Consider the following 26,242-nt stretch of genomic DNA (forward strand, 5'->3'; position numbering starts at 1 on the left):
CAAAGCGGGCGGCAGGAGAATAGATCGCGAGGAATTGTTGTGAAAAAACTTAAAAGAAGCTCACGATTGGTGGAAATGACGCAATTTTTGTTGTCACGGCCGCATACGCTGGTGCCTCTTACTCATTTTGCGGATCGCTACGGGGCAGCTAAGTCCTCCATAAGCGAGGATTTGGCCATCATTAAGGAAGTATTTGAGGATGAGGGCACTGGCGAGCTTCTGACGCTGGCGGGAGCGGCAGGGGGCGTGAAACTGATCCCGAGGCTTTCCAAGCAGCATGCGCTTGCGTTTGCGAACGACCTGTGTGCGCAACTGGAGCAGCCTGACCGCATATTACCGGGAGGATACCTGTATTTGTCCGATTTGCTGGGCCAACCTGCGATGATGAACGAAGCAGGTAAAATATTCGCCACCGCTTTTGCCAATCGTCAGATTGATGTGGTTATGACGGTGGAGACCAAGGGTATTCCACTTGCCTATGCAACCGGAGCACAGCTGAATTTGCCAGTCGTCCTCGTACGGCGTGATCATCAGGTGACAGAAGGCTCGGCTGTAAGTATTAATTATGTTTCAGGATCACAAAAGAGCCTGCATACAATGTCTTTATCCAGACGTGCGATGCGTGAGAAATCGCGTGTGCTCATCGTAGATGATTTTATGAAGGCCGGTGGCACCATTCAGGGGATGGTCGACTTGCTGGCTGAGTTTGATGCTGAGGTGGCCGGTGTAGGTGTGCTGGTAGAATCGGGCGAGGTGGAGAACGAAGAGCGCCTGCTGCACGATTATATTTCACTGGCGAATCTGACCGCAGTCGATTCTCGAAGCAAGCAAATTACGGTCAAGCTGGGCAATTATTTTGATGAGTGAACAGGGCAGTAAATTGTCACAATCCATCATAAAATACCTAAATATGTCGAAAAGAAATCTTTTCAAAAAAATTACCTGAATTTAGGATACGAATTACCGAAAAAAAGAAGGATTTCGAACTGCTGTGTGGAATGTATACACCAAGTCCTATTTGGAAAAAGGTGGTGAAACACACATGCAGATTACGGATGTTAGACTCCGCCGAGTGAACTCAGAAGGAAGAATGAAGGCGATTGCATCCATTACGATTGATAACGAGTTTGTTGTTCATGACATCCGAGTTATCGACGGTAATAACGGGATGTTCGTAGCTATGCCAAGCAAACGAACTCCAGACGGAGAGTTTCGCGATATCGCTCACCCGATATCTTCAGGAACCCGTGAGAAGATCCAAGCTGCTGTATTAACTGAGTACGAACGTGCAGCTGTAGATGAAGAAGTTGCTATTGAAGAAGGCGCTTAATTCGCCTAAAGCAGGATTGGGGTACAAAAGAAAAAGAGAGCCACTAACTGTGGCTCTCTTTTCTTTTTGTCTGGAATGAGATATATTCTTTAGTGAGTTAACAGTCAGTTTTAAGGCAACTTGGAGCCATCCGGGCTGCCGAAGCGGCTTTTTCATAAGACAGGGACTAGGCAGCGATGCACTCCCGGGGATGAATGTCCAGCACAAGCTGGCCTGAAAAAATAGCCATTAACCAAAGGTTCGCCGTTATTTTTCAGGAGGATTGTGAAAAGTTAAGCAAAATCTGATCTGGGAATTAACGTTTTAGCCAAGGGGTAACTGTTATTTTCAGGATAGGAGGTTGGACTTGTTGGAAAGGTTGGCAGTCATTCTTGCCGCAGGGCAGGGAAAACGTATGAAATCCAAATTATATAAAGTTCTGCATCCGGTGTGCGGAAAACCGATGGTCGGGCATGTGCTCGACACGGTTCGTGAAATCGGTGTGTCCCGAAGTGTAGTCGTCGTGGGTCATGGAGCAGAGGCGGTACAGTCTTATTTGGGACCGTCGGCAGAATATGCGCTTCAGGCTGAGCAGTTGGGAACGGGCCATGCTGTCAAGCAAGCCAAGGACTTGCTCGGTCAGGAAAAAGGTACAACCATTGTCATTTGTGGGGATACTCCTTTGATCACAGCGGAAACGCTGGAGGGCTTGGTGCAACTACACGAGAGCCGTGGGGCGGCTGCGACGATTCTGACCGCTGAGTTGGACGACCCGAAAGGATATGGACGAGTTATTCGTGATGCTTCCGGGGCCGTGCTCAAGATCGTGGAACAGAAAGATTGTTCACCTGAGGAAGATGCTGTCCGGGAGATCAATACGGGAACGTACTGCTTTGACAATGCCAAGCTGTTTGCAGCGCTGGACAAGGTAACGAACACCAATGCACAGCAGGAATATTACCTGACAGATGTCATTGGTATTTTGCATGGTGAAGGTGAGCAGGTTGAGGCGTATTTGACAGATGATGTGTCTGAATCCATCGGTGTTAACGACAGAGTGGCTTTGTCGATAGCTGAGGGCTATATGCGTGAGCGCATTGTTCGCAAGCATATGCTGAATGGTGTCACTGTCATTGATCCGTCTTCTACCTATATCGGGAGCGAGGTTGTTATTGGTTCCGATACGGTACTGTACCCGAACACATGGCTGCATGGTCAAACACAAATCGGAGAAGATTGTGTGATTGGTCCACAGGCTGAGATTCAGAATACGATTATCCATTCAGGCGCAACGGTAAAACATTCGGTGTTGAACGAAGCGGAAGTGGGAAGCAGTACATCTGTGGGGCCGTTTGCTTATCTGCGTCCAGGCGCGAAGCTTGGCGAACATGTGAAAATTGGTGATTTTGTTGAGGTGAAAAATGCGACCATTGGAGATCATTCCAAGGTGTCTCATTTGAGCTATGTCGGTGATGCCAAGGTGGGTACAAACGTAAATATTGGCTGCGGGGCAATAACGGTCAATTATGATGGATATAATAAATCCATTACAGAAATTGAAGACGATGCCTTTATTGGCAGCAACGTGAATCTGATCGCCCCGATTAAGATTGGAAAAGGTGCTTATGTTGTAGCAGGCTCCACTGTAACACATGCTGTCCCTGATAACGATCTGGCCATTGCCAGACCACGTCAAGAGAACAAAGTCGGATATGCGGACAAAATCCGCGCACGTGCCAAAGCGAAGAAGAAAAGATCGGAATGACCTTAATCAGCAAGCTGTTGAATCTGTAATGAATGAACCAGCACGGAGGGTTTCTATTAATGACTTATTGCGATTCCAAACTCAAAATATTTACTTGTAACTCCAATCCGAAGTTAGCCCACCAGATTGCGGACTACATCGGCATCCCAATGGGGGAATCCCATACCACATCGTTTAGTGACGGTGAAATCCAGGTTAAGCTGTCGGAAAGCGTACGCGGCTGCCATGTGTATATTGTGCAGTCAACTTGTCTGCCGGTTAACGACAATTTGATGGAGTTATTGGTTATGATTGATGCACTTAAACGCGCTTCTGCCAAAAGTATCAATGTCGTTATGCCATATTACGGTTACGCTCGTCAGGATCGTAAAGCTCGTTCACGCGATCCGATTACAGCGAAGCTTGTCGCTAACTTGATTGAAAAAGCGGGAGCTCACCGCGTAATCAGCATGGATTTGCATGCGATGCAGATTCAGGGATTCTTTGATATTCCAGTAGATCATATGTTGGGAGCGCCAATTCTGGCCCAATATTTCCGTTCCAAGCAAATTGAGAACCCGATTGTCGTTTCACCCGATCATGGTGGGGTTGTTCGTGCGCGTAAGCTGGCGGACTTCCTGAGTGCGCCGCTCGCTATTATTGATAAGCGTCGTCCAGAGCCAAATGTCAGTGAAGTGATGAACATCATCGGGAACATTGAGGGTAAAACGGCTATTTTAATTGATGATATCATTGATACAGCCGGAACGATTGTATTAGGTGCAAATGCGCTTAAAGAAGGCGGCGTAAAAGATGTGTATGCGTGTTGTACACATGCTGTGCTGTCCGGTCCTGCTATGGAAAGACTGGAGAATTCGCCATTAAAAGAGGTGGTTGTGACGGATACAATCCCGATCGTCCACCCGAATCCGACAAGCAAGCTGAAGGTATTATCTGTGGCTCCATTAATGGGAGAAGCTATCATCCGTGTGCATGAAGAATTGTCGATCAGCAAACTGTTTGAAATCGAATAAGCGCTGGCTCATTAAAAAAGGGGTTGCCTTTTCCATATGGAAAAGGTAACCCCTATCAGCATGTCAGGCTAAAAGCCTGGGCGAGATATGAATGTGAAACGTTGACGATTGTATAGTGTGTCCTCTATTTCGACGAAATGCTCATTAAAACGCGCAACGATGCCAATCTGAATATGTACATTCCCGTCATAGATCTGGACAGGAACGGAATGTTTTAAATGATATAGAAAATGGCTGTCATATAAGAGGATATCACCTTGATTGAGCATACCGGCACGCACCTTCCTATTCAATACAACTATTTTACCAAAAAATCAAGACTGCGAAAGAGGGTGTCAAAGTTATGAAGTGGATTGTAGGATTGGGCAACCCCGGTCCCCAATACGAGAAAACGAGACATAATGTCGGATTTATGGCATTGGATGCTCTTGCCTCGCGTCATAACATCCAGATTAACCAAAGCAAATGCAAGGCGTTAATTGGAGAGGGTCACATTGGTGGCGTAAAAACCGTACTGATTAAGCCAATGACCTATATGAATCTATCAGGCGAGTCTCTACGTGCTTATATGGACTATTATAAGGCCGATATGGAAGATCTGATTGTCGTGTACGATGATCTGGATACAGAAGTCGGTAAAATAAGATTGCGTTATCAAGGTAGCGCAGGCGGTCATAACGGCATTAAATCGATCATTCAGCATACCGGCACGCAGTCCTTCAATCGGATTCGTATGGGCATTTCCCGCCCGGAGCCTGGGCATGCTATTGTCGATTATGTTCTGGGTACCTTTCCCAAGAAGGAAAAAGAATTACTGGCCGGAATGATCGAGGACACGTGCAACGCCTTAGAACACAGCTTGAATCATCCGTTTGAACGGACGATGGCTGAATTCAACAAGTAAGTTCAGACGTAGGCAGACGGGCTTAAATGGAAGATTGTTGGACATACTGAAAGGTATAGAAAACTTTCAGGAGGCATATACATTACATGATTGTTAATTATGTATGCAGACATTGTCGAACTTTCTTGGGACGAATTGATTCCGCGGCAATAACCGAAGAAAGGTTGGGCTTCCATTCCTTGACCCCTGCCGAACGTAGAGATATAATAGCGTATAATTCGGGTGGTGAAGTGACCGTCAAAGTCATTTGCGAGCATTGCAGTCAGGCATTGGAGAATAATCCAGAGCTGAGTCTGCTCGTTAATCCGCTCCAATAACAGGTATTCAACTGGTAGGATGTACCAGCTTGAGAGGTGAAGCGGCAATTCCGCTTATGGAGCCTTGGCAGCATTGCTGAGGCTTCTTTTTCGGTTTACATGTAACTATTTATAAGCATAAAGGGGTGCCTTTTTTGTTACAAGCACTTATTCAGGCTTTTACGAAGGATGCTGATTATGCATCCATTGCAGCAGGTATTTCATCAGGGATGAAGGAACAACTGATATCAGGTTTATCAGGCTCTTCCCGACAGGTACTGATGGCCGCGCTTGCCGAAGATACCGGACGACCGTTAATGGTCATGACGCACAATATGTTTGCCGCTCAAAAAATAGCAGATGACTTACAGGAAGCGCTTTCTCCTGATCAGGTTTTATTGTATCCTGCTAATGAGCTGGTAGCTGCTGAAGCTGCAATATCCAGTCCAGAGACATTGTCCCAACGAATTGATGTATTGATACGCTGCGCCCAGGGTTTTCGTGGGATTGTTGTCGTGCCGTTTTCTGGTGTCCGACGTTTACTGCCAATCCCGGAAACATGGCGTGAGGCTCGTATTGAGCTGAAAGAAGGCGAAACGATTCAGCTGGAAGCGTTTTTGCTACATATGGTCGAGATGGGCTACCAGCGTGTAGAGCGTGTGGAATCACGTGGAGAGATGAGCGTACGCGGAGGAATTATTGATTTTTATCCAATGACAACCCGTTGGGGTTATCGTGTGGAGCTGTTTGACGATGAAATCGATTCGATCCGTAAGTTTGATCCGCAAGATCAGCGTTCGGTGGAAAAGGTTCAGGACGTTACCGTAACACCGTGTAAGGAAGTTATTGCGAATAACCAGCGTATGGATCAGGCGGCGGATGCCGCTGCTATTTTGTTGGAGGAGCAGCTGGGCAAAATGACGGATCGTCAAGCTAAGCAGCACCTGAAAGAAGAGATCCATCGTGAAATTGAGTTGCTGCGAGAGCATGTGTATTTTGACGAAATCTATAAATATATCTCCCTGCTGTATCCTGAACGTAAAACCCTAGCAGACTATATGCCGGAAGATACGATTCTGATTATTGACGAACCGGCACGTATGCTGGAAACAGCCAAGCAACTGGAACGGGACGAGTCAGAATGGAATCTGCATTTGCTTCAAAACGGTAAAACGTTACCGCAGCTAGAACTGTCAGATGACGCGGACAATCTCCTGTACAACCGGAGATTTCAGACGTTGTTCCTGTCGATTTTTCTCCGTCAGGTTCCTCATACCCAGCCACAAAATATTTTGAATTTCATCTGCCGAGGAATGCAGGATTTCCATGGCCAAATGAATGTGCTCAAGGCGGAGATGGATCGTTGGCGCAAAGCCGGCACGCAGGTTATGATGCTGGCAAGTGGAGATGAACGTCTGGACCGGATGCGCCGAGTGCTTGAAGATTACGGTATTGATGAGCCGACGATGGCTATCGGCAATCTGCAAAGCGGTTTTGAAATGCCGTCTATTCATCTGGCAGTCATTACCGAGGGCGAGATGTTTTCCCAGAAGCAGCGGAAAGCTCGTAAGCAGGGCCGGCATGTGGACAATGCAGAACGGATTAAGAGCTATAGCGAGCTGAAGGTGGGCGACTACGTCGTACACCAAAATCACGGGATCGGGAAGTACATGGGGATCGGCACGCTGGAGGTTGGCGGTATCCATAAGGATTACATGCATGTCCTCTACGCGGGTGGAGATAAGCTGTCTGTGCCGATTGAACAAATTGATTTGATTCAGAAGTATGTCGGCTCAGAGGACAAGGAACCCAAGATTTATAAACTGGGTGGCAATGAGTGGACACGGGTTAAAAGTAAGGTGCGCAGCTCGGTTCAGGATATTGCGGATGACTTGATCAAGCTATATGCAGAACGACAGTCGGCACCAGGGTTTGCTTTTGAAAAGGATTCACCGGAGCAACAAGAGTTTGAGGATATGTTCCCGTATGATGAGACACGTGACCAGATTCGGGCCATTGAAGAGATTAAGAAGGATATGGAGCAGAGCCGCCCGATGGATCGTCTGCTATGCGGTGATGTAGGTTACGGCAAAACTGAAGTTGCCATTCGTGCTGCTTTTAAGTCTGCTATTGAAGGCAAACAAGTAGCGGTGCTGGTACCGACGACAATTTTGGCACAACAACACTATGAGACGTTCCGTGAACGTTTTTCAGGGTATCCGTTCAATATTCAGGTATTGAGCCGTTTCCGCTCGCGCAAAGAGCAGAATGAGACGATTAAAGGGGTCCGGCAAGGCACGGTCGATATTGTCATTGGTACCCATCGTCTGTTGTCGCAGGATCTGGTGTTTAAGGACCTCGGAATGCTGATTGTCGATGAAGAACAGCGATTTGGCGTAACCCACAAGGAAAAGCTGAAGAAGCTGAAAACGAACGTAGATGTGCTGACGTTAACGGCAACACCTATTCCGCGTACGTTGCATATGTCCATGCTGGGTGTACGTGACTTGTCAGTCATTGAGACGCCACCGGAAAACCGTTTTCCAGTGCAAACCTATGTGGTTGAGCACAGCCAAACTCTAGTTCGTGAGGCCATTGAACGCGAGATGGCACGCGGTGGACAGGTGTACTATCTGTATAATCGCGTGCAGGGTATTCAGGAGATGGCTGCCGAGATCAATGCGCTCGTACCGGAGGCCAAGGTGGGCGTGGGTCACGGACAGATGTCCGAAACCGAACTGGAGAAAACGATTTTGGATTTCCTGGATGGCGAATACGATGTGCTGGTCAGCACCAGCATTATCGAAACCGGTGTGGATATTCCAAATGTGAATACACTCATTGTGCATGATGCCGATAAAATGGGGCTATCTCAGCTTTATCAGCTGCGTGGGCGTGTAGGTCGTTCCAATCGGATTGCCTATGCTTATTTCACGTACCAGCGGGATAAGGTGCTCACGGAAGTGGCGGAGAAGCGCCTTCAGTCGATTAAAGAATTTACGGAGCTCGGCTCCGGGTTCAAGATTGCAATGCGCGATTTGTCCATCCGTGGAGCGGGTAACTTACTTGGCGCTGAGCAGCATGGTTTCATCGCATCCGTCGGTTTTGATCTCTACTCGCAGATGCTGGCTGAGGAAATTAATAAACGTAAAGTCAGCGTACTTGGAGAAGAGGATCAGTCCAATCGGAATTGGAGTACGTCGATAGATTTAGGCGTCGATGCTTACTTGCCGGGAGACTATATTTATGACAGCATCCAGAAGATTGAAATTTATAAAAAGGTTGCAGCGGTCAGCACCTTTGACGAGGCTTCTGAACTGGAGGATGAACTGGTCGACCGATTTGGCGATCTGCCAGAGGCTGTGCGTCATTTGCTAGCCGTGGCTCGCCTCAAGGTATATGGACGCATGTATGGCATCGAGTCCATGGTGCAACGGGATGACAATATAGTGCTGAAATTCCATGAAGGGCGCCAGCAGGCGGTCCAGACCGCCAAACTTGCCGAGATTGGCAATCGCTTTGAAAGACGTGTACAATTTGAACAGGGCACTTCTATGAGCGCACGCATAAAGGGCAAAGGTCTAAATGATCCACAGTTGCTAGAACTGCTGGAACAATTTTTGAGTGCATTGAAAGAAGCATTCACATTGAAGGAGGAACTGCAAAATGCCACAACTAAATAAAAGAAAACCTTGGAGAATGCTCTCCTTGGGAATGGCAGCGCTGCTAGCTATATCCGTGCTGGCAGCATGTACGAAGCAAGCGGATGAGAACAAGGTCAAGGATGAACCGAAGGACAACAGCAAGGTTGTCGTGACCTATAAGGGTGGAACCATTACCGAAAATGAGTTCAACCAAGAAATCAGCATGATGAAATTCCTTTACCCGGAATATGAGGCTGCGTTAGCTTCGGATCAGGTACGGGAGCAAATTGTAAAGCAGGAAGTGGTGTACAAGCTTCTGGCGGCCAAAGCGGACGACAAAGCCAAGGAGCAGGGTGCCAAAGAAGGGAACGAACAGCTGGAGCAGTATAAAAAGTCAGTCGGAGAAGATAAGTTCAAGACATTTCTGAGTGATAAAAAACTGACCGAACAAGGTGTGAAAGATTATTTCACGCGTGTAATGACGGTAATCAACAGCGAAACCAACAAAGTAACAGATGATCAGCTAAAACAGGAATTTGAGAAAAATAAAGATCAATTCACGACAGCAACCGTGCGTCATGTACTGATTAACTTCGAAGATCCTAAAACGAAGAAACAGCGCAAAAAAGAGGATACCCTCAAGCTGGCCAAAGAAGTGAAGGCGAAGCTGGATGGAGGAGCGGATTTTGCGACGATTGCTAAGAAATATTCAGAAGACCCAGGTTCTGCGTCTAACGGAGGTCTGTATGAGAATGCATCCGTAGCGCAATGGGTACCTGCTTTTAAAGAGGCCGCTGAGACTCAACCGATCAACAAAATTGGTGAGCCGGTGGAAACGGAATACGGATATCACGTGATCAAAGTGGAGTCCCGCAATGAGCCAACGTTTGATAAATTGAAAGACAACGAAAAGGCAGCCCTGAAAAATAAATTGGCCGGGGAAAGTATCCAAAACTTTACCGAAAATGATTTGGCAAAACTTGATTTGAAAATCAATCTGCCGAAAGTACCAGCTACGCAAGAGAAAAGCGGTGCAACTTCCGATGCCGGTAGCACAACTACACCGGGCGCAACAACAAACGGTACAGGCAATACCAACGCAGGAACAGCCAAAGATGGAGCTACAAACGAAGGTAAATAACTGAACATGCATAAGGAATTGGGAACAGATGAATACTATGGTCAGATATCACCATAAACACCATGACCGTGACGTTCTTCGTGACCGCTTCTGGGGGAGTGGAAGCGTCTTTCGATACCGTCAGTAGTTTACTAAATTCTTCTTGAGAAAGTGGGGCAACATGTGAAATGAAAGCTACTGGTATAGTTCGCCGTATTGATGACCTTGGGCGGGTAGTTATTCCAAAGGAAATTCGCCGCACCTTGAGAATTCGCGAAGGAGATCCGCTTGAGATTTTTGTGGATCGTGACGGAGAAGTCATTTTGAAAAAGTATTCACCTATTGGTGAACTTGGTGATTTCGCCAAAGAATATGCTGAGTCCCTGTTTGAAAGCACGGGCCATATTACAATGATTACCGATCGGGACACCATTATTACGGTGGCTGGAGGCTCCAAAAAAGATTTTCTGGACAAGCCAATCGGTAGCATTATCGAAGGTAGTATGGATAATCGCAAAACTGTGCTGGAGACAGCCAGCGGCTCTTATGAGCTAACGCGAGACCACGAAGAAACACTCTCGTCCTTTGTGGCGGCTCCCATTGTTTCCGGTGGTGATCCCATTGGTTCCGTTGTATTGTTGAACAAGGACGAAAATGTAAAAATGTCCGAAATGGAAGTCAAAATGGCTGAAACAGCCGCTGGCTTCCTGGGCAAACAAATGGAACAGTAACATCCCGTTTCACCCCTGTATGACGTACAGAATGGCGAAAGCCGTCCGACGTTGTACAGGGTTTTTTTTCTTTCCGGGAGAAGAGGCGGTATAATAGGACTCGTGAAAGATGCATATTTCAGGTGGGAGTGAAGACGGAGAATGCAGGAAAATCGCGCCGCTTCGCGGCTGCTACGGGGTGCTGTCATTTTGACACTGGCAGCAGTAGCGAGCAAGCTGATCGGCACAGTGCAAAAAATCCCGCTGCAGAATATCGGCGGCGACGGCGTGTTTGGCATTTATAATACGGTTTATCCTTTTTATACGCTATTCATTACCATTGCAGCTGCTGGATTTCCGGCTGCAATATCCAAATTTGTGGCTGAATTTGAGGCAGTGGGAAACCGGGCAGCGGGGCAACGTGTTGCTCGGATATCTTCGCTTGTCTTGGGTGTCTTTGGATTGATCCTGGGCGTGCTGATGTATACGTGTGCGCCGCTCATTGGTCAATGGATCGACAATGCTCACGTCATTCCGTCGGTGAGGGCGGCGGCGTTTGCCTTTTTGTTCGTGCCGGTTATGGCGGGATTGAGAGGATATTTTCAAGGTTTGCAAAATATGCTTCCGACTGCTATCTCCCAAGTGACGGAGCAGGCGATACGGGTAAGCGTGATGATTATGCTGTTGCTGCTCATGCTGTCACAAGGAGCGGGGGCGGATATGATTGCCGCTGGAGCAGTGTTTGGTTCAGCAGCAGGCGGAGCAGCGGGCTTGGTCGTCATGTTGCTATATTGGCGAAATCACAGGAAGAGGCCTAGAAGGCAAGGGACGGACATGGCGACAGTGCAAGCACAAACTGGAGAGCTACACCCAGCGGAAAGCAACGGTGCCTTGCTTAAGGCGCTGCTGCGTTATGCCTTGCCTGTTTGCCTTGGAGCGCTAGCTGTTCCGTTAATTAGCCTGGTAGACACATTTACCGTACCTCGCTTGTTAAAGCAGGAGGGTTTGGACGATACTGCGGTTATGGTGGCCTTTGGCGTGTATAACCGAGGTCTGCCGCTGGTACAGTTAGTCATGATGTTTGCCACCACCCTGTCGGCATTATTCATTCCATCGCTGGCTGAGGCCCGGATAACCGGCGGTACGGAGCTGGCACGTCGCCAGTGCGAGCAATCGCTGCGCTGGTTTTGGTTGCTGGGACTAGCCGCTGCGACAGGCTTGATCGTGCTGGCTGTGCCCGTCAATGTGATGCTGTATGCGGACGACACCGGCAGCGGGGTCATGCGCTGGATGGCGCTAACCGCCGTTGGCGGCACGCTCAGCATCATCTCGGCTGCGCTGCTGCAAGGGCTTGGCGCGGTTCGCGCGCCGGCTCTGGCGATGCTCGCGGCCGCAGTAGCCAAGGCGCTGCTAAACTGGCTGCTCGTGCCGCAGCTAAGCACGGCTGGAGCCGCCATTGCGGGGGCTGTCGCCTATCTGCTGGCGGCGGTGATCAACATCGTGCTGCTGGCTCGCTTGGTAGGCCTGCGTGGGAGCTGGTCCGCCAGCGTGCTCAAGCCGGCGGCACTGCTTATCGCCCTGGCTGGTGCGGCCGGGGCGGCGATGTGGGGCACCAGCGCTGTGCTGGGTGCCTTGGGGTGGGCTGCCGGAGGTCGTGCCACGGCAGCCGCGGAGAGCCTGCTGGGCGTAGCCGCAGGCGCCGTAGTGTTCGTGATCGGCCTCGCACGCTTGAGGCTGATCACGGAAGCCGAGCTTGTGGCGGTGCCCAAGCTCGGACGCCCGCTGGCAGCCGTGCTGCGCAGGCTGCGTATACTGACGTAGCCCAGGCATAGGGCTTAGGGTACGAAAGCGGCACAGCCATTTTATGAGCCTATACAACTTTGTGGTATAGTAAATGCCAAAGCAAAGGAAGCGGAAGCGGGTTAGGCCGTGTATTTTTTCGAGCATGAACCTTGTTTCTGCGAAACGGAGGATTGAATATGAGCGTAACATTAACGGTCGTAGGTCTGGGCTCGGGAGATCCGGATCAGCTTACGATAGGGATATTGAACAAAATGCGGGGCGCTTCAGCGCTCTATCTGCGGACCAAGGAGCATCCTGCGGTTCAAGTGCTGAATGAGTTTGAAGTGGCTTTTGAGTCGTTTGACAAGGTATATGAGACAAAGGATTCCTTTCCAGAGGTATACGAGGAAATTACCAGCCAATTAATTACGACGGCTGCTAAGGCGGCAGACGGAAGCGAAATCGTCTATGCGGTTCCCGGTCACCCGATGGTTGCAGAAGCAGCGGTGCAGTTGCTTAAGGAGCGTTGTCCTGCGCAAGGGATTGATCTGAACATTCTGGGCGGCGAAAGTTTCCTGGATGAAGCTTTTGTGCGTCTTGGTTTTGATCCGATTGAGGGTTTCCAGCTGTTGGACGCAGGTACACTGGATGTCAGCTGGCTCCAGCCTCAGCTGCATACGCTGATCGGACAGGTGTATGACACCTTCACGGCATCTGATGTAAAGCTGTGCCTGATGGAGCGATATCCTGACGATTATGAGGTGTATGTCGGTCACGCTCTTGGGGTGGAAGGTGAGGAAGCGGTGCACAAGGTGCCGCTGTACGAGCTGGATCGAGTAGAGGGCTACGGGAACCTATCCTTGGTATACATACCTCGCAGTGAAGATGAGGCACTGAAACGGCGTTCTTTTGACCGTCTACACGAGATTGTCGATATTTTACGCAGCCCGGAGGGCTGTCCATGGGATCGTGAACAGACACATCAGTCGATTCGCAAAAATCTGATCGAAGAAACGTATGAAGTCATCGAAACGATAGATGAGGACGACCCTGAGCATATGAAGGAAGAACTAGGCGATCTGTTGTTGCAAATTTTGCTGCATGCCCAAATGGAAGAGGAAGTCGGAACCTTTAATGTGTATGATGTTATCCAGGGGCTGAATGATAAGCTTATTTTCCGTCATCCACATGTATTTGGTGACAATCAAGCGAAAGATGCGGAAGAGGCGCTGCAAAACTGGGAGCAGATGAAGGCTGAGGAAAAACGGCTTAAAGGCACGACGGCAGCATACCCTTCCGTACTGGATGGGGTTCCACGTGATCTGCCTGCTCTTATGAAATCGTACAAGCTCCAGAAGAAAGCAGCTAAAGTAGGCTTTAACTGGGATAGCATTGAGGGCGTATTTGATAAATTAGACGAAGAAGTGGCTGAGTTGAAGGAAGCGGTTCGTGAAGGGCATGCCGTGGAAGCCCAGTTGCTGGAGTTAGGCGATGTGTTATTTGTTGCCGTGAATGCAGCCCGGTTCATGGGAGTAGATCCAGAAGAGGCATTGTCCGCCACCAATCGCAAATTTGTCGACCGTTTCCAGTATATTGAGCAGAAATTACGCGAGCAGGGGCGTCGTCCCGAAGAAAGCAGCGTAGATGAAATGGAGACTTACTGGCAGGAAGCCAAAAAGCTCCTTGGCAAAGCGTGATTCCACACATTCGCTTTTGGCTGCACAGACCAGTAAAATGAGACATATGCAGGGTTGAAAGAAGGCCCAGTTTGAGAAGACTTGCCAATGGACAGAGTTTTGTAGTAGGATGTTGGCTTAACTGGGGTCGAATAAAAAAACGCCTGTCATTGCAGGATTTTTACGGACAAGCCAGAATAACTTGTAGTAATTCTGAAAATAACTGTAGCTTATAGTTAAGCGTGTTACAGTGACATTCAGGAGGGCTTCGGCCACAGTTGGACCTCACGTCTGCTCCATAAATGGACATGCAGCGTGATGATTATTTTTTGACATTTGGGAGGCTTTTATCTTATGAACAAGACAGATCTGATCAACAATATTTCCAGCAAAAGCGGTTTGAGCAAACGTGACGTTGAAGCTGTATTGAATGGCGTTCTTGGTGAAATTACAGATGCACTTGCTAGCGGTGACAAAGTGCAACTGATCGGCTTTGGTACTTTCGAAACACGCAAGCGTTCCAGCCGTACAGGCCGCAATCCACAAACCGGTAACACGATTGAAATTCCAGAATCGACCGTTCCTGCTTTTAAAGCCGGTAATAAGCTTAAAGAAGCCGTTAACTAATGCGTCTTGATAAATTCTTGAAAGTCTCGCGGCTGATTAAGCGGCGTACGGTAGCCAAGGACGTCTCCGAACAAGGGAGAGTGCTGGTGAACGGACGCGAAGCCAAGCCGAGCAGTGCGGTCAAAGTAGGCGATGAAATTACCGTCCAGTTTGGCCAGAAGCTGGTGACCGTGCGAGTGGAACGGCTCGCCGACACTACACGCAAGGACGAGGCTGCAAGTATGTACACTTTGGTAAAGGAAGAGCCTATTGCCAGGGACAATGGTTTGAACTGGTAAGCAGACCTCTGATTTTCTCATAACTGTACATGAAAGCATTCCTTCATTATTTTATGAAGGAGTGCTTTTTTTCTTTAATGACGAGTTTTCGTCCATCATATGCTGATTAACAGCAAAAGCGGTTCTAAATCATACGGCCCCCTTCATAAGCTAAGAACAGAAGGAGGGGTACATGCCATGATTGAACAAGGGAAGTCCAAGCACCATGATCTGCGCATGCAAAGCCGCAAGCAACTCGATATTTCAGGCGTCAGCAATGTGGAGAGCTTTGACAGTGAAGAATTTTTGCTTCAGACCGAGCTGGGCCATCTCACCATTCGCGGACAACATTTACATATCAAAAACCTCAGTCTAGAAGAGGGGCTGTTGTCCATTGAAGGTTTGATTACTTCCCTCGTCTACCTGGAGCCCGGGGCCCCGGCCAAAAACGGAAAAAGCCTATTCGGCAAGATCTTCAAATGAACCCTTACACGCAATGGCTGACGTTGACGTGGATGCTGTTGTCGGGCATAGCCATGGGAGTGGTGTTTGACAGCTACCGGGTGCTGTCCATCCGCTTTCATTTTGCCCGCTGGAGCGTTCATATGTTGGACGTGCTCTACTGGGTGGCCTCGGCTTTGTTTATTTTCCGTGTGCTATACGCGAGTAATCGCGGTGAGCTGCGGTTTTATGTCTTTTTAGGACTACTTTTGGGGGTTTGGCTCTATTTTTGGGCCTTTAGTGTTACAACCCAACGTTTTGTGGTAATGTTATTAGAGATAGTTCGCAGACTGACGTTGATCGTGAACAGCATACTGCGCATCCTGATTGTTCTTCCGGTGTTAGCGCTGTATCGGCTGTTACGCAAGCTGGTCGGATGGACATGGGCACTTATTGTGTTCCTGGGAAGGATGCTGATATACATCCTGATGCCGGTTTGGAAGCCGATCCTATGGCTGATCGGTCCGCTTAAAGCACGCTGGAAGACTCCAGAGTTGCTCGTAAAGCTGGGTATCAGACTGAAAAACACAGCGAAAAGATGGTTTGGAAGGAGGTAGTATCATGCGTAATTCGTCTGTAGATCGCCATTCATCTTCTACGTCCAAGTCCAACGCGGGCGGGCGCAGGCGAATCATGATTTGGTTGCTATCGCTTGCCGCCTTTGGTAGTTGGGCAATTTTTACCTTTTTTTCTCAAGGCATGATTATGGCCGATCGAAGTGAACAGCTCACCCAGAAGGAAAAGCAGAAGCAAGCTGCTACACAAACGGAACAACAGCTTCAAACCGAAGTGAATCGTCTCAAGGACCCTGAGTACATTGGCGAGATTGCCAGAAGCAAGTACGGTCTTTACAAACCGGAAGAGACGCCAATCATCGGAGATCAGAAATAGGAACATTATCGGGCCAATGCTTAGTTGACCTTGGTTCCGCCATTTTGTATAATCAAATCACCACAGCGGGATTTTTTTGCAAAAAAATCGGTTGTATATTTTAAGGGAGGATCATTTTATTCTATGGCAATTGAAGTGGGCACCAAGTTAGAGGGCAAAGTGACAGGCATCACGCATTTTGGAGCATTTGTGGATTTGTCTGGAGGTGTCACGGGTCTCGTTCACATCTCGGAAATCGCCGATAACTATGTTAAGGATGTTAACGACCACCTGAAGATTAATGATGTTGTGACGGTGAAAGTCATTAATGTTGACAAAGATGGCAAAATCGGACTTTCCATTAAGCAAACGATTGACAAGCCGGCAAGTGAAGCCCGTCCCCCAAGAGCTCCAAGACCGGAGCGTACAGGAGGACCAGGCGGAGGCGACCGTTTCGGCGGTGGAGGTTCAGGTCCAAGTCAAGGACGCGGTGGTGGTGGCGGTGGTTTCAACCGCGATCGTGGAGGCCGTTCTTTCAAGCCTGCACCGGGTAAACCTTCATTTGAGGATAAAATGTCACGCTTCCTGAAAGATAGTGAGGAACGCATTTCGTCGCTGAAAAAGAACACCGAAGGTAAACGCGGAGGACGCGGCGCGAAGCGTGTTTAATTCACTTTGACAACCGTATCAATCATACACGGAAAACCGTACAGTCGAGAGACTGCTACGGTTTTTTTGCGTTCTACCGACAACAGATGCGATAAGCAGCGATTGTGGGCGCTGAATCCAGTGGTTAGTCGTACGGGCATTTATGAGATTCGCAATTTTGATGAAGAAGAAAAGAGATTCGATGCTGGAAAGCGGATGTTTTTTTTGTCGTGAGGACATAATCGTCCGACAAACTCCAACGGTTTTCCGTCTATCTTCTGTGCAAATCGCTAGATTGGACATCTGGATGAACGACATCGAGAGGTCATATAAGGAGTAGCGGGGCGCTTCTTCCATCGGCTTCCATACGGGCGTAGCTTGATGTTCAGAGTGATGCTCTGTCCTTTCGCGCAGAACGTTTTTTTGTCGGAAATTTCTTGGAATAAGACGTGGGGTTCTGACAAACTTTCTCAGTCGTTCCGGTTTAAGATGAGAACATCAAATTGATGAATGGGGTGCCTGACGCATGATGGAGAAATGGAACGTGGTACATTTTCCGGGGTTAAAATCTAGAAAGTCCAAATCCAAAGAGCGTACGGAAGGGTGGTCTTCCAGACTCAAGAAACGGCTGGATTCACATAAAGTGGTGCAATGGGTAACCGCGCAAAGATGGATGCTGCTATTGTCAGCTATGGGAGTTCTACTGGGACGCGCCACTATTTTGGACGAGCTTTCTCCGTTTGCCCTCGCTTATTTTGCGGTCATAACGTTTCTTCGGCGTGATCTGATGCTGCCTGTAGCTGTATCCGTTGTGTTAGGCAGCCTGTTAGCTCCTTACCCATCGTTATTTATGATTGGTGGCGAGCTACTGGTATTTTATCTCCTGTATCGCGGACTACGAACCTTCGACCGTCTGGAATTATCCTATGCCCCGCTTATGGTTTTCTTGTCGGTGTTTATGGTCAATTTATTTAACGCCGTGATGGCTCCAACTTTTACATGGTATGAGCTTATCATTGTGGGAACGGATGCGGTTCTCAGTTTTATGCTCACGCTGGTGTTCACGCAGGCTATACCGTTGTTTACGTACCGCAAGAAGACAAGCCAGCTCAAGAATGAGGAAATTTTATGTCTTATTATTTTATTAGCCTCTGTGATGACGGGAGCAGTAGGCTGGACTGTTCATTCATTGTCTGTCGATCATGTACTATCGCGATATTTGGTCTTGGTGTTTGCTCTGGTGGGAGGTGCCTCGCTGGGCGCATCGGTCGGTGTAATTACCGGTTTAATTTTAAGCTTGGCCAATATGTCTGCAATTGTGCAGATGAGTTTACTCGCTTTTGCAGGTTTGCTGGCAGGGATGCTGCGTGAAGGGAAAAAGGGTGCTGTTGCGCTTGGGATGCTGCTAGGCTCCTCAATTCTGACGATCTATTTGGACGGAACCGGAGACGTGCTGACGTCAACTTGGGAGAGTTGTGCGGCGATTCTATTATTCTTAATGACCCCAAAAAGTTTCTTTAAAGCGGTTTCTACCTATGTTCCCGGTACGCAGGACCACGCCAAATCTCAGCATGAATATGCCAAAAGGGTCCGCGATCTCACCGCAGAGCGGGTAACGAAGTTTTCCCGTGTATTCAGTCAGCTATCCCGCAGCTTTCACCAGATATCTGCGAGTGAGAGCACGAAGTCGGACGGAGAAATCGAACACTTTATGAATGCGGTGGCAGAAGGGACATGTGCCTCCTGCTTCAAGTGTGAGCAGTGCTGGGACGGCAAGTTTATGCAAACCCATCAGTATATGACGGAAATGATGAGCGCCATTGAGGATAACCCCGATTTGGAGCCGGAACAGATCCCCCCGCAATGGAGCAAGGCATGTGCTAAAACGGGCGCTGTCCTGCAAGTGATGAAGCAGCAGTATAGCCTCTACCAACATAATATGCAGTGGAAGCGCCAAGTATACGATAGTCGTCAGCTTGTTGCTGACCAGCTATCGGGTGTATCACAAATTATGGAGGATTTAGCGCGAGAAATTCAGCGGGAAGGACAGACCATGCATCGGCAGGAGGAGCAAATACGAGAGGCTCTTGATAGACTGGGCTTGTCCATCCAATCTATTGAGATTATTAATCTGGATGCAGGTCAGGTAGAAATTGAGATTGTCCATGCCTATACAAGGGGATTTGATGAATGTCGGAAAATCATTGCTCCACTTCTGTCGGACATTCTGGACGAGCATATAGCTGTGATGCGCGAAACGGAGGCAGATCGCCGCCAAGGCTTGGCTACAGTCATGTTCGGCTCCGCTAAAACGTATGAGATTGCTACAGGGGTAGCTAGTGCCGCCAAAGGAGGCGATTTTTTCTCAGGAGACAGCTACAGCATGATGGAGCTAGGGAACGGGACTTTTGCAGTCTCATTAAGTGATGGTATGGGGAACGGAGAGCGCGCGCAGCAAGAAAGCAGTGCAGCACTTAACATTTTGGAGGAATTACTGCAATCGGGTATGGACGAAAAGTTGGCGATCAAGTCGGTTAACTCTGTCCTGATGCTGCGATCACCTGAAGAAATGTATGCTACGGTCGATATGGCGCTGATTGATCAGTACACGGCCCAGACAACTTTTATGAAGATTGGGTCTACGCCGAGCTTTATTAAAAGAGGGGAGGAGGTCATCCCTGTATCTGCCAGCAACTTGCCGATTGGCATTATACAGGATATTGAAATTGATTTGGTATCACTGCAGCTCCAGCCGGGCGATATTCTCATTATGATTACAGACGGTATATACGACTCACCGGGTTACGCGGTTAATAAGGAAATATGGATGAAACGCATGATCCAGGAAATTGAAAGCGAAGATCCTCAGCAGTTGGCCGACTGTTTGCTAGAACGGGTTATTCGATACCAGCAAAATCAAATCTATGATGATATGACTGTAGTTGTTAGTAAAATCGACCACTTCCGCCCAGAGTGGGCAACTCTCCATGTACCTGGCATGAGGTGGTTGGAACGTCCACGGACGGTGAGCTAAGCCGACATTGCCCGGGAAATTCCTTACCCATTTTTAAAAATCCGCATCCTTCGTTTGAATCGTTCCGGATTAGGCAAAGATAGAATCTATCGGGATAGATTAAGAGGAAGCGGAGGTCAAAAAACGATGAAGCAAATTTTGATCATTACAGACGGATGCTCAAATGTAGGTGTTAGTCCAGTCATGGCGGCTGCCCAGGCTTTACGGGAAGGTATTACAGTGAACGTCGCCGGAGTCATAGATTATGGAACTATTGGCGAGCTTGGCAGTGCGGAGATTCAAGAAATTGCTAAAGCAGGGGGAGGGTTTAGCCAAATCGTAGGGACAAAACAGTTGGCGCAGACCATGCAAATGATGACGCGCAAAACGGTGGTTCAAACCATTCAGCAGGCGGTTAATAGAGAGTTAACGCACATTCTGGGTGAGGGTGGCGCCAAACATATCGGTGAACTTCCTCCGGCCAAACGAGCCCAAGTGGTTGAGGTGATGGATGAACTGACAGAAACAAGCACCCTGGAGATTGCTTTGCTCATTGATGCAAGTGCGAGCATGAAGCCCAAGCTGCCTGCTGTAGAGGACAGCATCCGCGATTTGCTGCTCAGTTTACAGTCCAGAAGCGGACACAGTCGTATATCTGTATTTCATTTTCCGGGCGGTAAAATGGGAGAAGACGCAGTCATGGATATCGGTTGGACCTCTGAGCTTAACCAGATCAAATCGATATTTGGACGCTTGCGGATGAAAGGGGCAACACCGACAGGTCCTGCCATTTTACAAGTGATTGATTATTACCGATATGTTACACTAGGAGAACAGAAAGATCTGGAAGAATCCTATGGCAAAGGAGAAGGGATGCTCGGTGACTACGTCGTCTGATCCCGTTCTTGCACCCGGAACGGTCATCAAGGGCAAGTGGAAGCGGAGCAGCTATGTCATCCAGCGCTTGCTGGGCCGGGGAGCGAACGGAACTGTATATTTGGTAAAAGAAGCACAGGCCGATCGGCAATTTGCTCTGAAAATGGGGAAGAACACGCTTGATCTGCAATCGGAGATTAATGTGCTGACCACATTGCAGTCTCAGGGGACTCAGGCCGCCCTTCAGCGAAATGGAAATCCTTCCTTTTTGTTTGAGGTGGATGATGTAGTGTTACGCAGCGGAGAAATCCCCTTTTATGTTATGCGATATGTTAAGGGTGATCCGCTTCATCGTTTTGTGGCAGCTAAAGGGCCGGAATGGTATGGTGTGGCTGGAACCGGTATACTGAATCGTCTGGCGGATCTCCATCAGGCAGGATGGGTGTTTGGCGACCTGAAGCCGCAGAATATTTTGGTCAATGCCTATGGAGAGGCTGAATTAATTGACTACGGTGGGGTGTCTCTTGCTGGTCGGAGTGTTAAACAATTCACAGAGTGGTATGATAGGGGATTCTGGAATGCCGGCAGCCGAAATGCTGATTCCCAGTATGACCTGTTTGCCTTCGCTCTTCTAACGATTCATATATTGGAGAGCGAATCATTAAAGACCGCTGCGAGTAGGCTGCCTCAGTTGCGTAATACGGCAGAATTGACGGTCATCATTCGCCGTAGCCGTGTATTGCGCCCCTATGCCGAATGGCTGCTGGGTGCAGTGCGTGGAGAATATTCCGATACTCGTGCAGCGGCGCGATCTTGGTCACGTTTGGCTTCCGCACATGTCAGGCAATCGTCGGTCAAAAAAGGGAACCCACGCTGGCTGGGATATGCTTTCACGGTATCGCTTTTGCTGCTTGCCGGAGCGCTCTGGATTGCGTTAAGGTAGCAGCAGACTTACATAAGATAACAGATGATCATCATTTTTACGGTCGGGAGAAAAGAGGGTCGTGAATGGGAACAACAAAACCGACCGGTGTTGTGCAGGAAGTGCTCGCCTTGGCGCGAGATCATTCACTGTGGAGCCCCGGAGACCGCATTGTGGTTGCTGTATCCGGTGGGCCGGATTCGGTGGCCCTTTTGCACATTTTACATGAAATATCCGTTATACATATGCCTTTACAACTCGTCTGCGCTCACGTTCATCATGGCTTCAGACCAGAGGAATCGGATGCGGAGGCTGAAGAGGTACGCAATATTGCCCGAAAGCTCGAACTACCATTTGAAATGACTCGGGTGGATGTACCCGCTTATATGAAGGAGAGCGGGAAGGGGCCACAGGAAGCAGCCCGCGAGCTGCGCTACAGCTTTTTACATGATATGGCTACAAAGTGGGAAGCACAGCATATTGCAATGGCTCACCACGGCGACGATCAAGCCGAAACGGTTCTCTTGCACTTGCTGCGTGGTAGCGGCCCAGCAGGTTTGGCAGGTATGCGTTTGGCGCGCAGGGAAAAAAATGTGCAACTCATTCGCCCGCTGCTACGTATGTACAAGGCTGACCTGATTGAGTTTTGTAACTTTTATGATCTTTCCTATGTGATAGACAGCACTAATTTATCATCCAAATACCGTCGTAACGCCATTCGCATGGATGTGCTTCCTTTTTTGGGGCAATATAATGAGCGACTGACACCGTCCCTAAACCGGCTGGCCGAAACGATGGCTGACGAAAATGACTTTATGGAGGCATCCACGCTGTCGGCATACGAGAAAATGGTGCGCTTGGATAATGGCAGGTACATGTTTCCCATCGCTTCATACCGTAAGCTATCCGTTGCTTTACAACGGAGGTTGATTAAACTAATATTAAATTATCTGCCTTCGGACAGTGAAAATTTTGATTTTCGTAAAATTGAGACCGTTCGACTAAGACTTCTCCAAGAGGCATCGTCTACATGGAGTTTGGACTTGGGAGGCGGTGCGGTTGGAGTCCGCGAATATGACCAGGCGGTTTTGTTTGACCGTACGCAAGTCGTTATGGGCGAATGGTGCTATGGACTAAGTGTATTGCCTTTTTCCGGTGAGCTAGAGTTGCCTGAGGCAGGTGGTATACTTCGGTGGCGAAGGGCTTCCTATTCGGATGCGGACCATTCGGCGAATAAGGAGGAAGCGTGGTTCGACGCAGATCAATTGAGTCTGCCTTTGACTGTACGCTCGCGATTACCTGGAGATACCATGTATGTAATGGGATTAAACGGAAGAAAAAAGGTTAAAGATATTTTTATTGATGAAAAAATACCTCCTTCAATGCGTTCCGTTACTCCCATCGTCTGCGACCACGCTGGAGCTATTCTCTGGATTCCGGGCGTACGACGTTCTGTACATGCCGCAGTGCAAAAGCACACGTCTTCGGTTATATATATGTCATGGCAAAGACGAGAGAGTCCGGGGCATCGGTAATTGCGCAGGAACGGCTTTCATAGTATAAACTTAGGAGGTTTACACCGTTGCAAAATGATATTCAGGAAATATTGATCAGCGAAGAAGAAATTCAGAGTAAAATTAAGGAATTGGGTGCACAGCTCAGCGTGAAATATGAAGGTAAAAATCCATTGGTGATTTGCGTACTGAAAGGTGCGTTTATCTTTATGGCTGATTTGGTTAAAACCATTACAGTGCCGTTGGAGCTTGATTTCATGGCTGTATCAAGTTACGGAGCATCCACAAAATCCTCAGGTATCATCAAAATCATTAAGGATTTGGACGCATCTGTAGAAGGACGCGACGTTCTGATTGTCGAAGATATTATCGACAGCGGCCTGACGCTGACGCATTTGATTGAATTGCTTAAAAACCGTAATGCCAATTCGGTATGTGTCGTAACCTTGTTCGACAAGCCTGCACGCCGGACAGTTAATCTTGAAGCAGATTATACTGGATTTACGCTTCCAGATGCGTTTGTTGTCGGCTATGGTCTGGACTATGCCGAGCACTACCGGAACCTCCCATACATAGGGATTTTAAAGCCGGAAATCTACACCAGCTAATCTCAGCCTCCAGTCCTAGGACTAAATAAGGCCCTTTGTTGAGAAGGACTTACAGGCTATGGTAAAATAACTTAAGTGTCTCGAGAGGAGGTAGGGGATGAATCGGTTCATCCGGAATTCTGGTTTTTATTTGATTCTTTTTTTAGTTGTGGTGGGTATCGTTCAGTTTGTTAGCAACAGTAACGAAGCCTCCGATCTCCCTAGATATGACCAATTACGGCAAGAGGTTAAAGCTAATAACATCTCTAAAGTAACGGTCCAATTTGACGGTTACGCCTATCTTGTAACCGGTGCATATAAGAAGCAGCCGGCTAATGCTAAATCGACCAATTTTTCCGTATATGTTCCACCAACGGATCAAGCACTAAGTGAACTGGTGAATGCCAGCGAAACGAACGGGTTTGAATACGTGCAGAAGAAAATGGAAGGCGAAAGCATTTGGCTGACGTTTTTGACTTCTATCATTCCTTTGGTGATCATGTTCCTGTTGTTCTTCTTCCTGTTTAATCAGGCACAGGGCGGTGGCGGCAAAGTTATGAACTTCGGCAAGAGCAAAGCCCGTCTGTATAACGAAGAGAAGAAGAAGGTTACGTTCGAGGACGTGGCAGGGGCTGACGAAGAGAAGCAAGAGCTTGTCGAAGTCGTAGAATTCTTGAAGGACCCACGCAAGTTTGCAGCTGTGGGCGCTCGTATTCCAAAAGGTGTTCTGTTAGTGGGCCCTCCAGGTACGGGTAAAACACTCTTGGCGAGAGCTGTTGCAGGCGAGGCCGGAGTACCGTTTTTCAGCATCTCGGGTTCTGATTTTGTAGAAATGTTCGTCGGGGTCGGTGCTTCCCGTGTTCGTGATTTGTTCGAGAACGCGAAGAAGAACGCACCTTGTATCATTTTCATTGATGAGATTGATGCCGTTGGACGTCAACGTGGCGCCGGATTGGGTGGCGGACATGATGAACGTGAGCAGACGCTCAACCAATTGCTCGTAGAGATGGATGGATTCGGCGCAAACGAAGGTATCATCATCGTAGCGGCTACAAACCGTCCGGATATCTTAGACCCGGCGTTGCTTCGTCCAGGACGTTTTGACCGTCAAATTACGGTTGACCGTCCAGATGTTAAAGGCCGTGAAGCAGTATTGTATGTACATGCTCGCAACAAGCCATTAACGAAGGATGTTAAATTGGACGTAATTGCGAAACGTACAACAGGCTTTACAGGCGCTGATCTGGAAAATCTGTTGAACGAAGCTGCTTTGTTGGCGGCTCGTCGTAACCGCAGAGATATCTCGATGCGAGAAGTAGATGAAGCTATCGACCGTGTTATCGTAGGTACCGAAAAACGCAGCCGCGTAATCAGTGACCGCGAGAAACGAATTGTTGCTTATCATGAAGCAGGCCATACGATTATCGGCTTCTTCTTGGAAAATGCGGATATGGTTCATAAGGTAACGATTATTCCACGTGGACGTGCAGGCGGATATGTCATCATGCTTCCGAAGGAAGACCGCATGTTGACAACTAAGCAGGAATTGCTGGACAAAATCACTGGATTGTTGGGTGGACGCGTATCCGAGGAACTGTTCATTGGTGAGATCGGAACGGGAGCCTATAGCGACTTCCAGCAAGCGACAAGCATTGCACGCAGCATGATCGTAGAATATGGTATGAGTGAGAAGCTTGGTCCGATGCAGTTCGGTACTTCACAAGGCCAAGTATTCCTTGGACGCGATATCGGTCATGAGCAGAACTACAGTGATCAGATCGCTTATCAGATTGACCAGGAGATGAATCGCTTCATCACTGAGTCTTATGAGCGTGCTAGAGAACTCCTGACCAAGTATTCCAAAGAGGTTCATTTGATTGCTCAAACCTTGCTGGTAGAAGAAACTCTGGAACTTGAACAAATCAAACGTTTGATCGAGACAGGTTCTTTGGATGGTGGCACAACGGAGGGAGAAGGAACACCAGAAAACGGTGAGCCTGTGATCGACAACATTGGAGACGTCCGTGTACGTATTCAAGGTAAGGATGACGAGCCTAAGAATACAACGGATCAACCGAATGATATCCCTAATCTGAAAAAGCCAGAGGATGATAACAATTCGGGCAACTCCGGTGGTACTCCACCGACAACAACCTAATCATCCGATGGGATAGTTGAATAAGCGTATAGGAAGCTCCGGGGAACCAG

Annotated in this window: 24 protein-coding genes; 23 read left to right on the forward strand and 1 reads right to left on the reverse strand. The window is 48.4% G+C overall.

The window, feature by feature from the left end:
- The first annotated feature begins 39 nt into the window (after positions 1 to 39).
- The 4 genes from purR to ACWGXJ_RS00190 all read left to right on the forward strand — a co-directional run bounded on the left by purR (position 40) and on the right by ACWGXJ_RS00190 (position 4,087).
- Positions 40 to 867: a pur operon repressor gene (gene purR / locus ACWGXJ_RS00175; protein ID WP_013308122.1), complete on the forward strand. Its 828-nt coding sequence runs from the start codon at positions 40 to 42 to the stop codon at positions 865 to 867.
- Positions 868 to 1,042: 175 nt separating this feature from the next.
- Positions 1,043 to 1,330, forward strand: coding sequence for a septation regulator SpoVG (gene spoVG, locus ACWGXJ_RS00180; protein ID WP_007428016.1), 288 nt, complete (start codon positions 1,043 to 1,045; stop codon positions 1,328 to 1,330).
- Positions 1,331 to 1,676: 346 nt separating this feature from the next.
- On the forward strand, positions 1,677 to 3,074 hold the full coding sequence (glmU, locus tag ACWGXJ_RS00185; protein WP_081112517.1) for a bifunctional UDP-N-acetylglucosamine diphosphorylase/glucosamine-1-phosphate N-acetyltransferase GlmU: 1,398 nt from the start codon (positions 1,677 to 1,679) through the stop codon (positions 3,072 to 3,074).
- Positions 3,075 to 3,133: 59 nt separating this feature from the next.
- Complete coding sequence (locus tag ACWGXJ_RS00190) at positions 3,134 to 4,087, forward strand: ribose-phosphate diphosphokinase (RefSeq protein ID WP_013308125.1); 954 nt, start codon at positions 3,134 to 3,136, stop codon at positions 4,085 to 4,087.
- A 68-nt stretch (positions 4,088 to 4,155) separates the two neighbouring features.
- Here ACWGXJ_RS00190 and ACWGXJ_RS00195 read toward each other — a convergent pair whose 3' ends face one another.
- The gene (locus ACWGXJ_RS00195) at positions 4,156 to 4,356 is read right to left on the reverse strand and encodes a hypothetical protein (protein WP_023986434.1); all 201 of its coding nucleotides are present in this window, start codon (positions 4,354 to 4,356) and stop codon (positions 4,156 to 4,158) included.
- A gap of 74 nt (positions 4,357 to 4,430) precedes the next feature.
- Between ACWGXJ_RS00195 and pth the strand changes: the two genes are divergently transcribed.
- The 19 genes from pth to ftsH all read left to right on the forward strand — a co-directional run bounded on the left by pth (position 4,431) and on the right by ftsH (position 26,192).
- Complete coding sequence (gene pth, locus ACWGXJ_RS00200; RefSeq protein ID WP_250259972.1) at positions 4,431 to 4,991, forward strand: aminoacyl-tRNA hydrolase; 561 nt, start codon at positions 4,431 to 4,433, stop codon at positions 4,989 to 4,991.
- A gap of 86 nt (positions 4,992 to 5,077) precedes the next feature.
- Positions 5,078 to 5,308, forward strand: a complete 231-nt coding sequence (locus tag ACWGXJ_RS00205) for an anti-sigma-F factor Fin family protein (protein WP_013308128.1) — start codon at positions 5,078 to 5,080, stop codon at positions 5,306 to 5,308.
- Between the two features lie 134 nt (positions 5,309 to 5,442).
- Positions 5,443 to 8,970: a transcription-repair coupling factor gene (gene mfd / locus ACWGXJ_RS00210; protein WP_023986436.1), complete on the forward strand. Its 3,528-nt coding sequence runs from the start codon at positions 5,443 to 5,445 to the stop codon at positions 8,968 to 8,970.
- Positions 8,954 to 10,072 (forward strand): foldase protein PrsA, encoded by a 1,119-nt coding sequence (locus ACWGXJ_RS00215; RefSeq protein ID WP_452565910.1) that lies wholly within the window; start codon positions 8,954 to 8,956, stop codon positions 10,070 to 10,072. Before mfd ends, ACWGXJ_RS00215 begins: the two co-directional genes overlap by 17 nt.
- 167 nt (positions 10,073 to 10,239) lie before the next feature.
- On the forward strand, positions 10,240 to 10,782 hold the full coding sequence (gene spoVT, locus ACWGXJ_RS00220) for a stage V sporulation protein T (RefSeq protein ID WP_061831843.1): 543 nt from the start codon (positions 10,240 to 10,242) through the stop codon (positions 10,780 to 10,782).
- Between the two features lie 141 nt (positions 10,783 to 10,923).
- Positions 10,924 to 12,582, forward strand: a complete 1,659-nt coding sequence (locus ACWGXJ_RS00225) for a putative polysaccharide biosynthesis protein (protein ID WP_452565911.1) — start codon at positions 10,924 to 10,926, stop codon at positions 12,580 to 12,582.
- A gap of 158 nt (positions 12,583 to 12,740) precedes the next feature.
- The gene (yabN, locus tag ACWGXJ_RS00230; RefSeq protein ID WP_452565912.1) at positions 12,741 to 14,240 is read left to right on the forward strand and encodes a bifunctional methyltransferase/pyrophosphohydrolase YabN; all 1,500 of its coding nucleotides are present in this window, start codon (positions 12,741 to 12,743) and stop codon (positions 14,238 to 14,240) included.
- Positions 14,241 to 14,573: 333 nt separating this feature from the next.
- Positions 14,574 to 14,846: an HU family DNA-binding protein gene (locus tag ACWGXJ_RS00235; protein WP_007428028.1), complete on the forward strand. Its 273-nt coding sequence runs from the start codon at positions 14,574 to 14,576 to the stop codon at positions 14,844 to 14,846.
- On the forward strand, positions 14,846 to 15,124 hold the full coding sequence (locus ACWGXJ_RS00240) for an RNA-binding S4 domain-containing protein (protein ID WP_016818913.1): 279 nt from the start codon (positions 14,846 to 14,848) through the stop codon (positions 15,122 to 15,124). Before ACWGXJ_RS00235 ends, ACWGXJ_RS00240 begins: the two co-directional genes overlap by 1 nt.
- 177 nt (positions 15,125 to 15,301) lie before the next feature.
- Complete coding sequence (gene yabP / locus ACWGXJ_RS00245) at positions 15,302 to 15,586, forward strand: sporulation protein YabP (RefSeq protein WP_025721693.1); 285 nt, start codon at positions 15,302 to 15,304, stop codon at positions 15,584 to 15,586.
- Positions 15,583 to 16,161, forward strand: coding sequence for a spore cortex biosynthesis protein YabQ (gene yabQ, locus ACWGXJ_RS00250; protein WP_013308136.1), 579 nt, complete (start codon positions 15,583 to 15,585; stop codon positions 16,159 to 16,161). The genes yabP and yabQ overlap by 4 nt, the downstream gene beginning before the upstream one ends.
- A gap of 4 nt (positions 16,162 to 16,165) precedes the next feature.
- The gene (locus ACWGXJ_RS00255) at positions 16,166 to 16,495 is read left to right on the forward strand and encodes an FtsB family cell division protein (RefSeq protein WP_013308137.1); all 330 of its coding nucleotides are present in this window, start codon (positions 16,166 to 16,168) and stop codon (positions 16,493 to 16,495) included.
- A 123-nt stretch (positions 16,496 to 16,618) separates the two neighbouring features.
- The gene (locus ACWGXJ_RS00260; RefSeq protein WP_014279051.1) at positions 16,619 to 17,143 is read left to right on the forward strand and encodes a S1 domain-containing RNA-binding protein; all 525 of its coding nucleotides are present in this window, start codon (positions 16,619 to 16,621) and stop codon (positions 17,141 to 17,143) included.
- 505 nt (positions 17,144 to 17,648) lie between these two features.
- Positions 17,649 to 20,156 carry a stage II sporulation protein E gene (gene spoIIE, locus ACWGXJ_RS00265; protein ID WP_023986443.1) on the forward strand — a complete coding sequence of 836 codons (2,508 nt, stop codon included), beginning with the start codon at positions 17,649 to 17,651 and terminating at the stop codon, positions 20,154 to 20,156.
- Positions 20,157 to 20,282: 126 nt separating this feature from the next.
- Positions 20,283 to 21,032, forward strand: a complete 750-nt coding sequence (locus ACWGXJ_RS00270) for a vWA domain-containing protein (RefSeq protein ID WP_023986444.1) — start codon at positions 20,283 to 20,285, stop codon at positions 21,030 to 21,032.
- Positions 21,016 to 21,954 (forward strand): protein kinase domain-containing protein, encoded by a 939-nt coding sequence (locus ACWGXJ_RS00275; RefSeq protein ID WP_061831248.1) that lies wholly within the window; start codon positions 21,016 to 21,018, stop codon positions 21,952 to 21,954. Before ACWGXJ_RS00270 ends, ACWGXJ_RS00275 begins: the two co-directional genes overlap by 17 nt.
- 65 nt (positions 21,955 to 22,019) lie before the next feature.
- Positions 22,020 to 23,468, forward strand: a complete 1,449-nt coding sequence (gene tilS, locus ACWGXJ_RS00280; RefSeq protein WP_452565913.1) for a tRNA lysidine(34) synthetase TilS — start codon at positions 22,020 to 22,022, stop codon at positions 23,466 to 23,468.
- A 47-nt stretch (positions 23,469 to 23,515) separates the two neighbouring features.
- The gene (gene hpt / locus ACWGXJ_RS00285; protein WP_025721686.1) at positions 23,516 to 24,055 is read left to right on the forward strand and encodes a hypoxanthine phosphoribosyltransferase; all 540 of its coding nucleotides are present in this window, start codon (positions 23,516 to 23,518) and stop codon (positions 24,053 to 24,055) included.
- A 97-nt stretch (positions 24,056 to 24,152) separates the two neighbouring features.
- Positions 24,153 to 26,192 (forward strand): ATP-dependent zinc metalloprotease FtsH, encoded by a 2,040-nt coding sequence (gene ftsH, locus ACWGXJ_RS00290; protein ID WP_069290759.1) that lies wholly within the window; start codon positions 24,153 to 24,155, stop codon positions 26,190 to 26,192.
- Positions 26,193 to 26,242: the final 50 nt, after the last annotated feature.

Source organism: Paenibacillus sp. S33, assembly GCF_053615415.1.

What these genes read in the sequence shown, in the direction of transcription:
- spoVT (WP_061831843.1), top strand. Translation starts at nt 10,240, where the DNA reads ATGAAAGCTACTGGTATAGTTCGCCGTATTGATGACCTTGGGCGGGTA.
- ACWGXJ_RS00240 (WP_016818913.1), top strand. Translation starts at nt 14,846, where the DNA reads ATGCGTCTTGATAAATTCTTGAAAGTCTCGCGGCTGATTAAGCGGCGT.
- yabN (WP_452565912.1), top strand. Translation starts at nt 12,741, where the DNA reads ATGAGCGTAACATTAACGGTCGTAGGTCTGGGCTCGGGAGATCCGGAT.
- spoIIE (WP_023986443.1), top strand. Translation starts at nt 17,649, where the DNA reads ATGATGGAGAAATGGAACGTGGTACATTTTCCGGGGTTAAAATCTAGA.
- spoVG (WP_007428016.1), top strand. Translation starts at nt 1,043, where the DNA reads ATGCAGATTACGGATGTTAGACTCCGCCGAGTGAACTCAGAAGGAAGA.
- ACWGXJ_RS00195 (WP_023986434.1), bottom strand. Translation starts at nt 4,356, where the DNA reads ATGCTCAATCAAGGTGATATCCTCTTATATGACAGCCATTTTCTATAT.
- ACWGXJ_RS00205 (WP_013308128.1), top strand. Translation starts at nt 5,078, where the DNA reads ATGATTGTTAATTATGTATGCAGACATTGTCGAACTTTCTTGGGACGA.
- pth (WP_250259972.1), top strand. Translation starts at nt 4,431, where the DNA reads ATGAAGTGGATTGTAGGATTGGGCAACCCCGGTCCCCAATACGAGAAA.
- tilS (WP_452565913.1), top strand. Translation starts at nt 22,020, where the DNA reads ATGGGAACAACAAAACCGACCGGTGTTGTGCAGGAAGTGCTCGCCTTG.
- ACWGXJ_RS00235 (WP_007428028.1), top strand. Translation starts at nt 14,574, where the DNA reads ATGAACAAGACAGATCTGATCAACAATATTTCCAGCAAAAGCGGTTTG.
- yabP (WP_025721693.1), top strand. Translation starts at nt 15,302, where the DNA reads ATGATTGAACAAGGGAAGTCCAAGCACCATGATCTGCGCATGCAAAGC.
- ACWGXJ_RS00260 (WP_014279051.1), top strand. Translation starts at nt 16,619, where the DNA reads ATGGCAATTGAAGTGGGCACCAAGTTAGAGGGCAAAGTGACAGGCATC.
- ACWGXJ_RS00270 (WP_023986444.1), top strand. Translation starts at nt 20,283, where the DNA reads ATGAAGCAAATTTTGATCATTACAGACGGATGCTCAAATGTAGGTGTT.
- ACWGXJ_RS00190 (WP_013308125.1), top strand. Translation starts at nt 3,134, where the DNA reads ATGACTTATTGCGATTCCAAACTCAAAATATTTACTTGTAACTCCAAT.
- yabQ (WP_013308136.1), top strand. Translation starts at nt 15,583, where the DNA reads ATGAACCCTTACACGCAATGGCTGACGTTGACGTGGATGCTGTTGTCG.
- ACWGXJ_RS00255 (WP_013308137.1), top strand. Translation starts at nt 16,166, where the DNA reads ATGCGTAATTCGTCTGTAGATCGCCATTCATCTTCTACGTCCAAGTCC.
- ftsH (WP_069290759.1), top strand. Translation starts at nt 24,153, where the DNA reads ATGAATCGGTTCATCCGGAATTCTGGTTTTTATTTGATTCTTTTTTTA.
- ACWGXJ_RS00225 (WP_452565911.1), top strand. Translation starts at nt 10,924, where the DNA reads ATGCAGGAAAATCGCGCCGCTTCGCGGCTGCTACGGGGTGCTGTCATT.
- ACWGXJ_RS00215 (WP_452565910.1), top strand. Translation starts at nt 8,954, where the DNA reads ATGCCACAACTAAATAAAAGAAAACCTTGGAGAATGCTCTCCTTGGGA.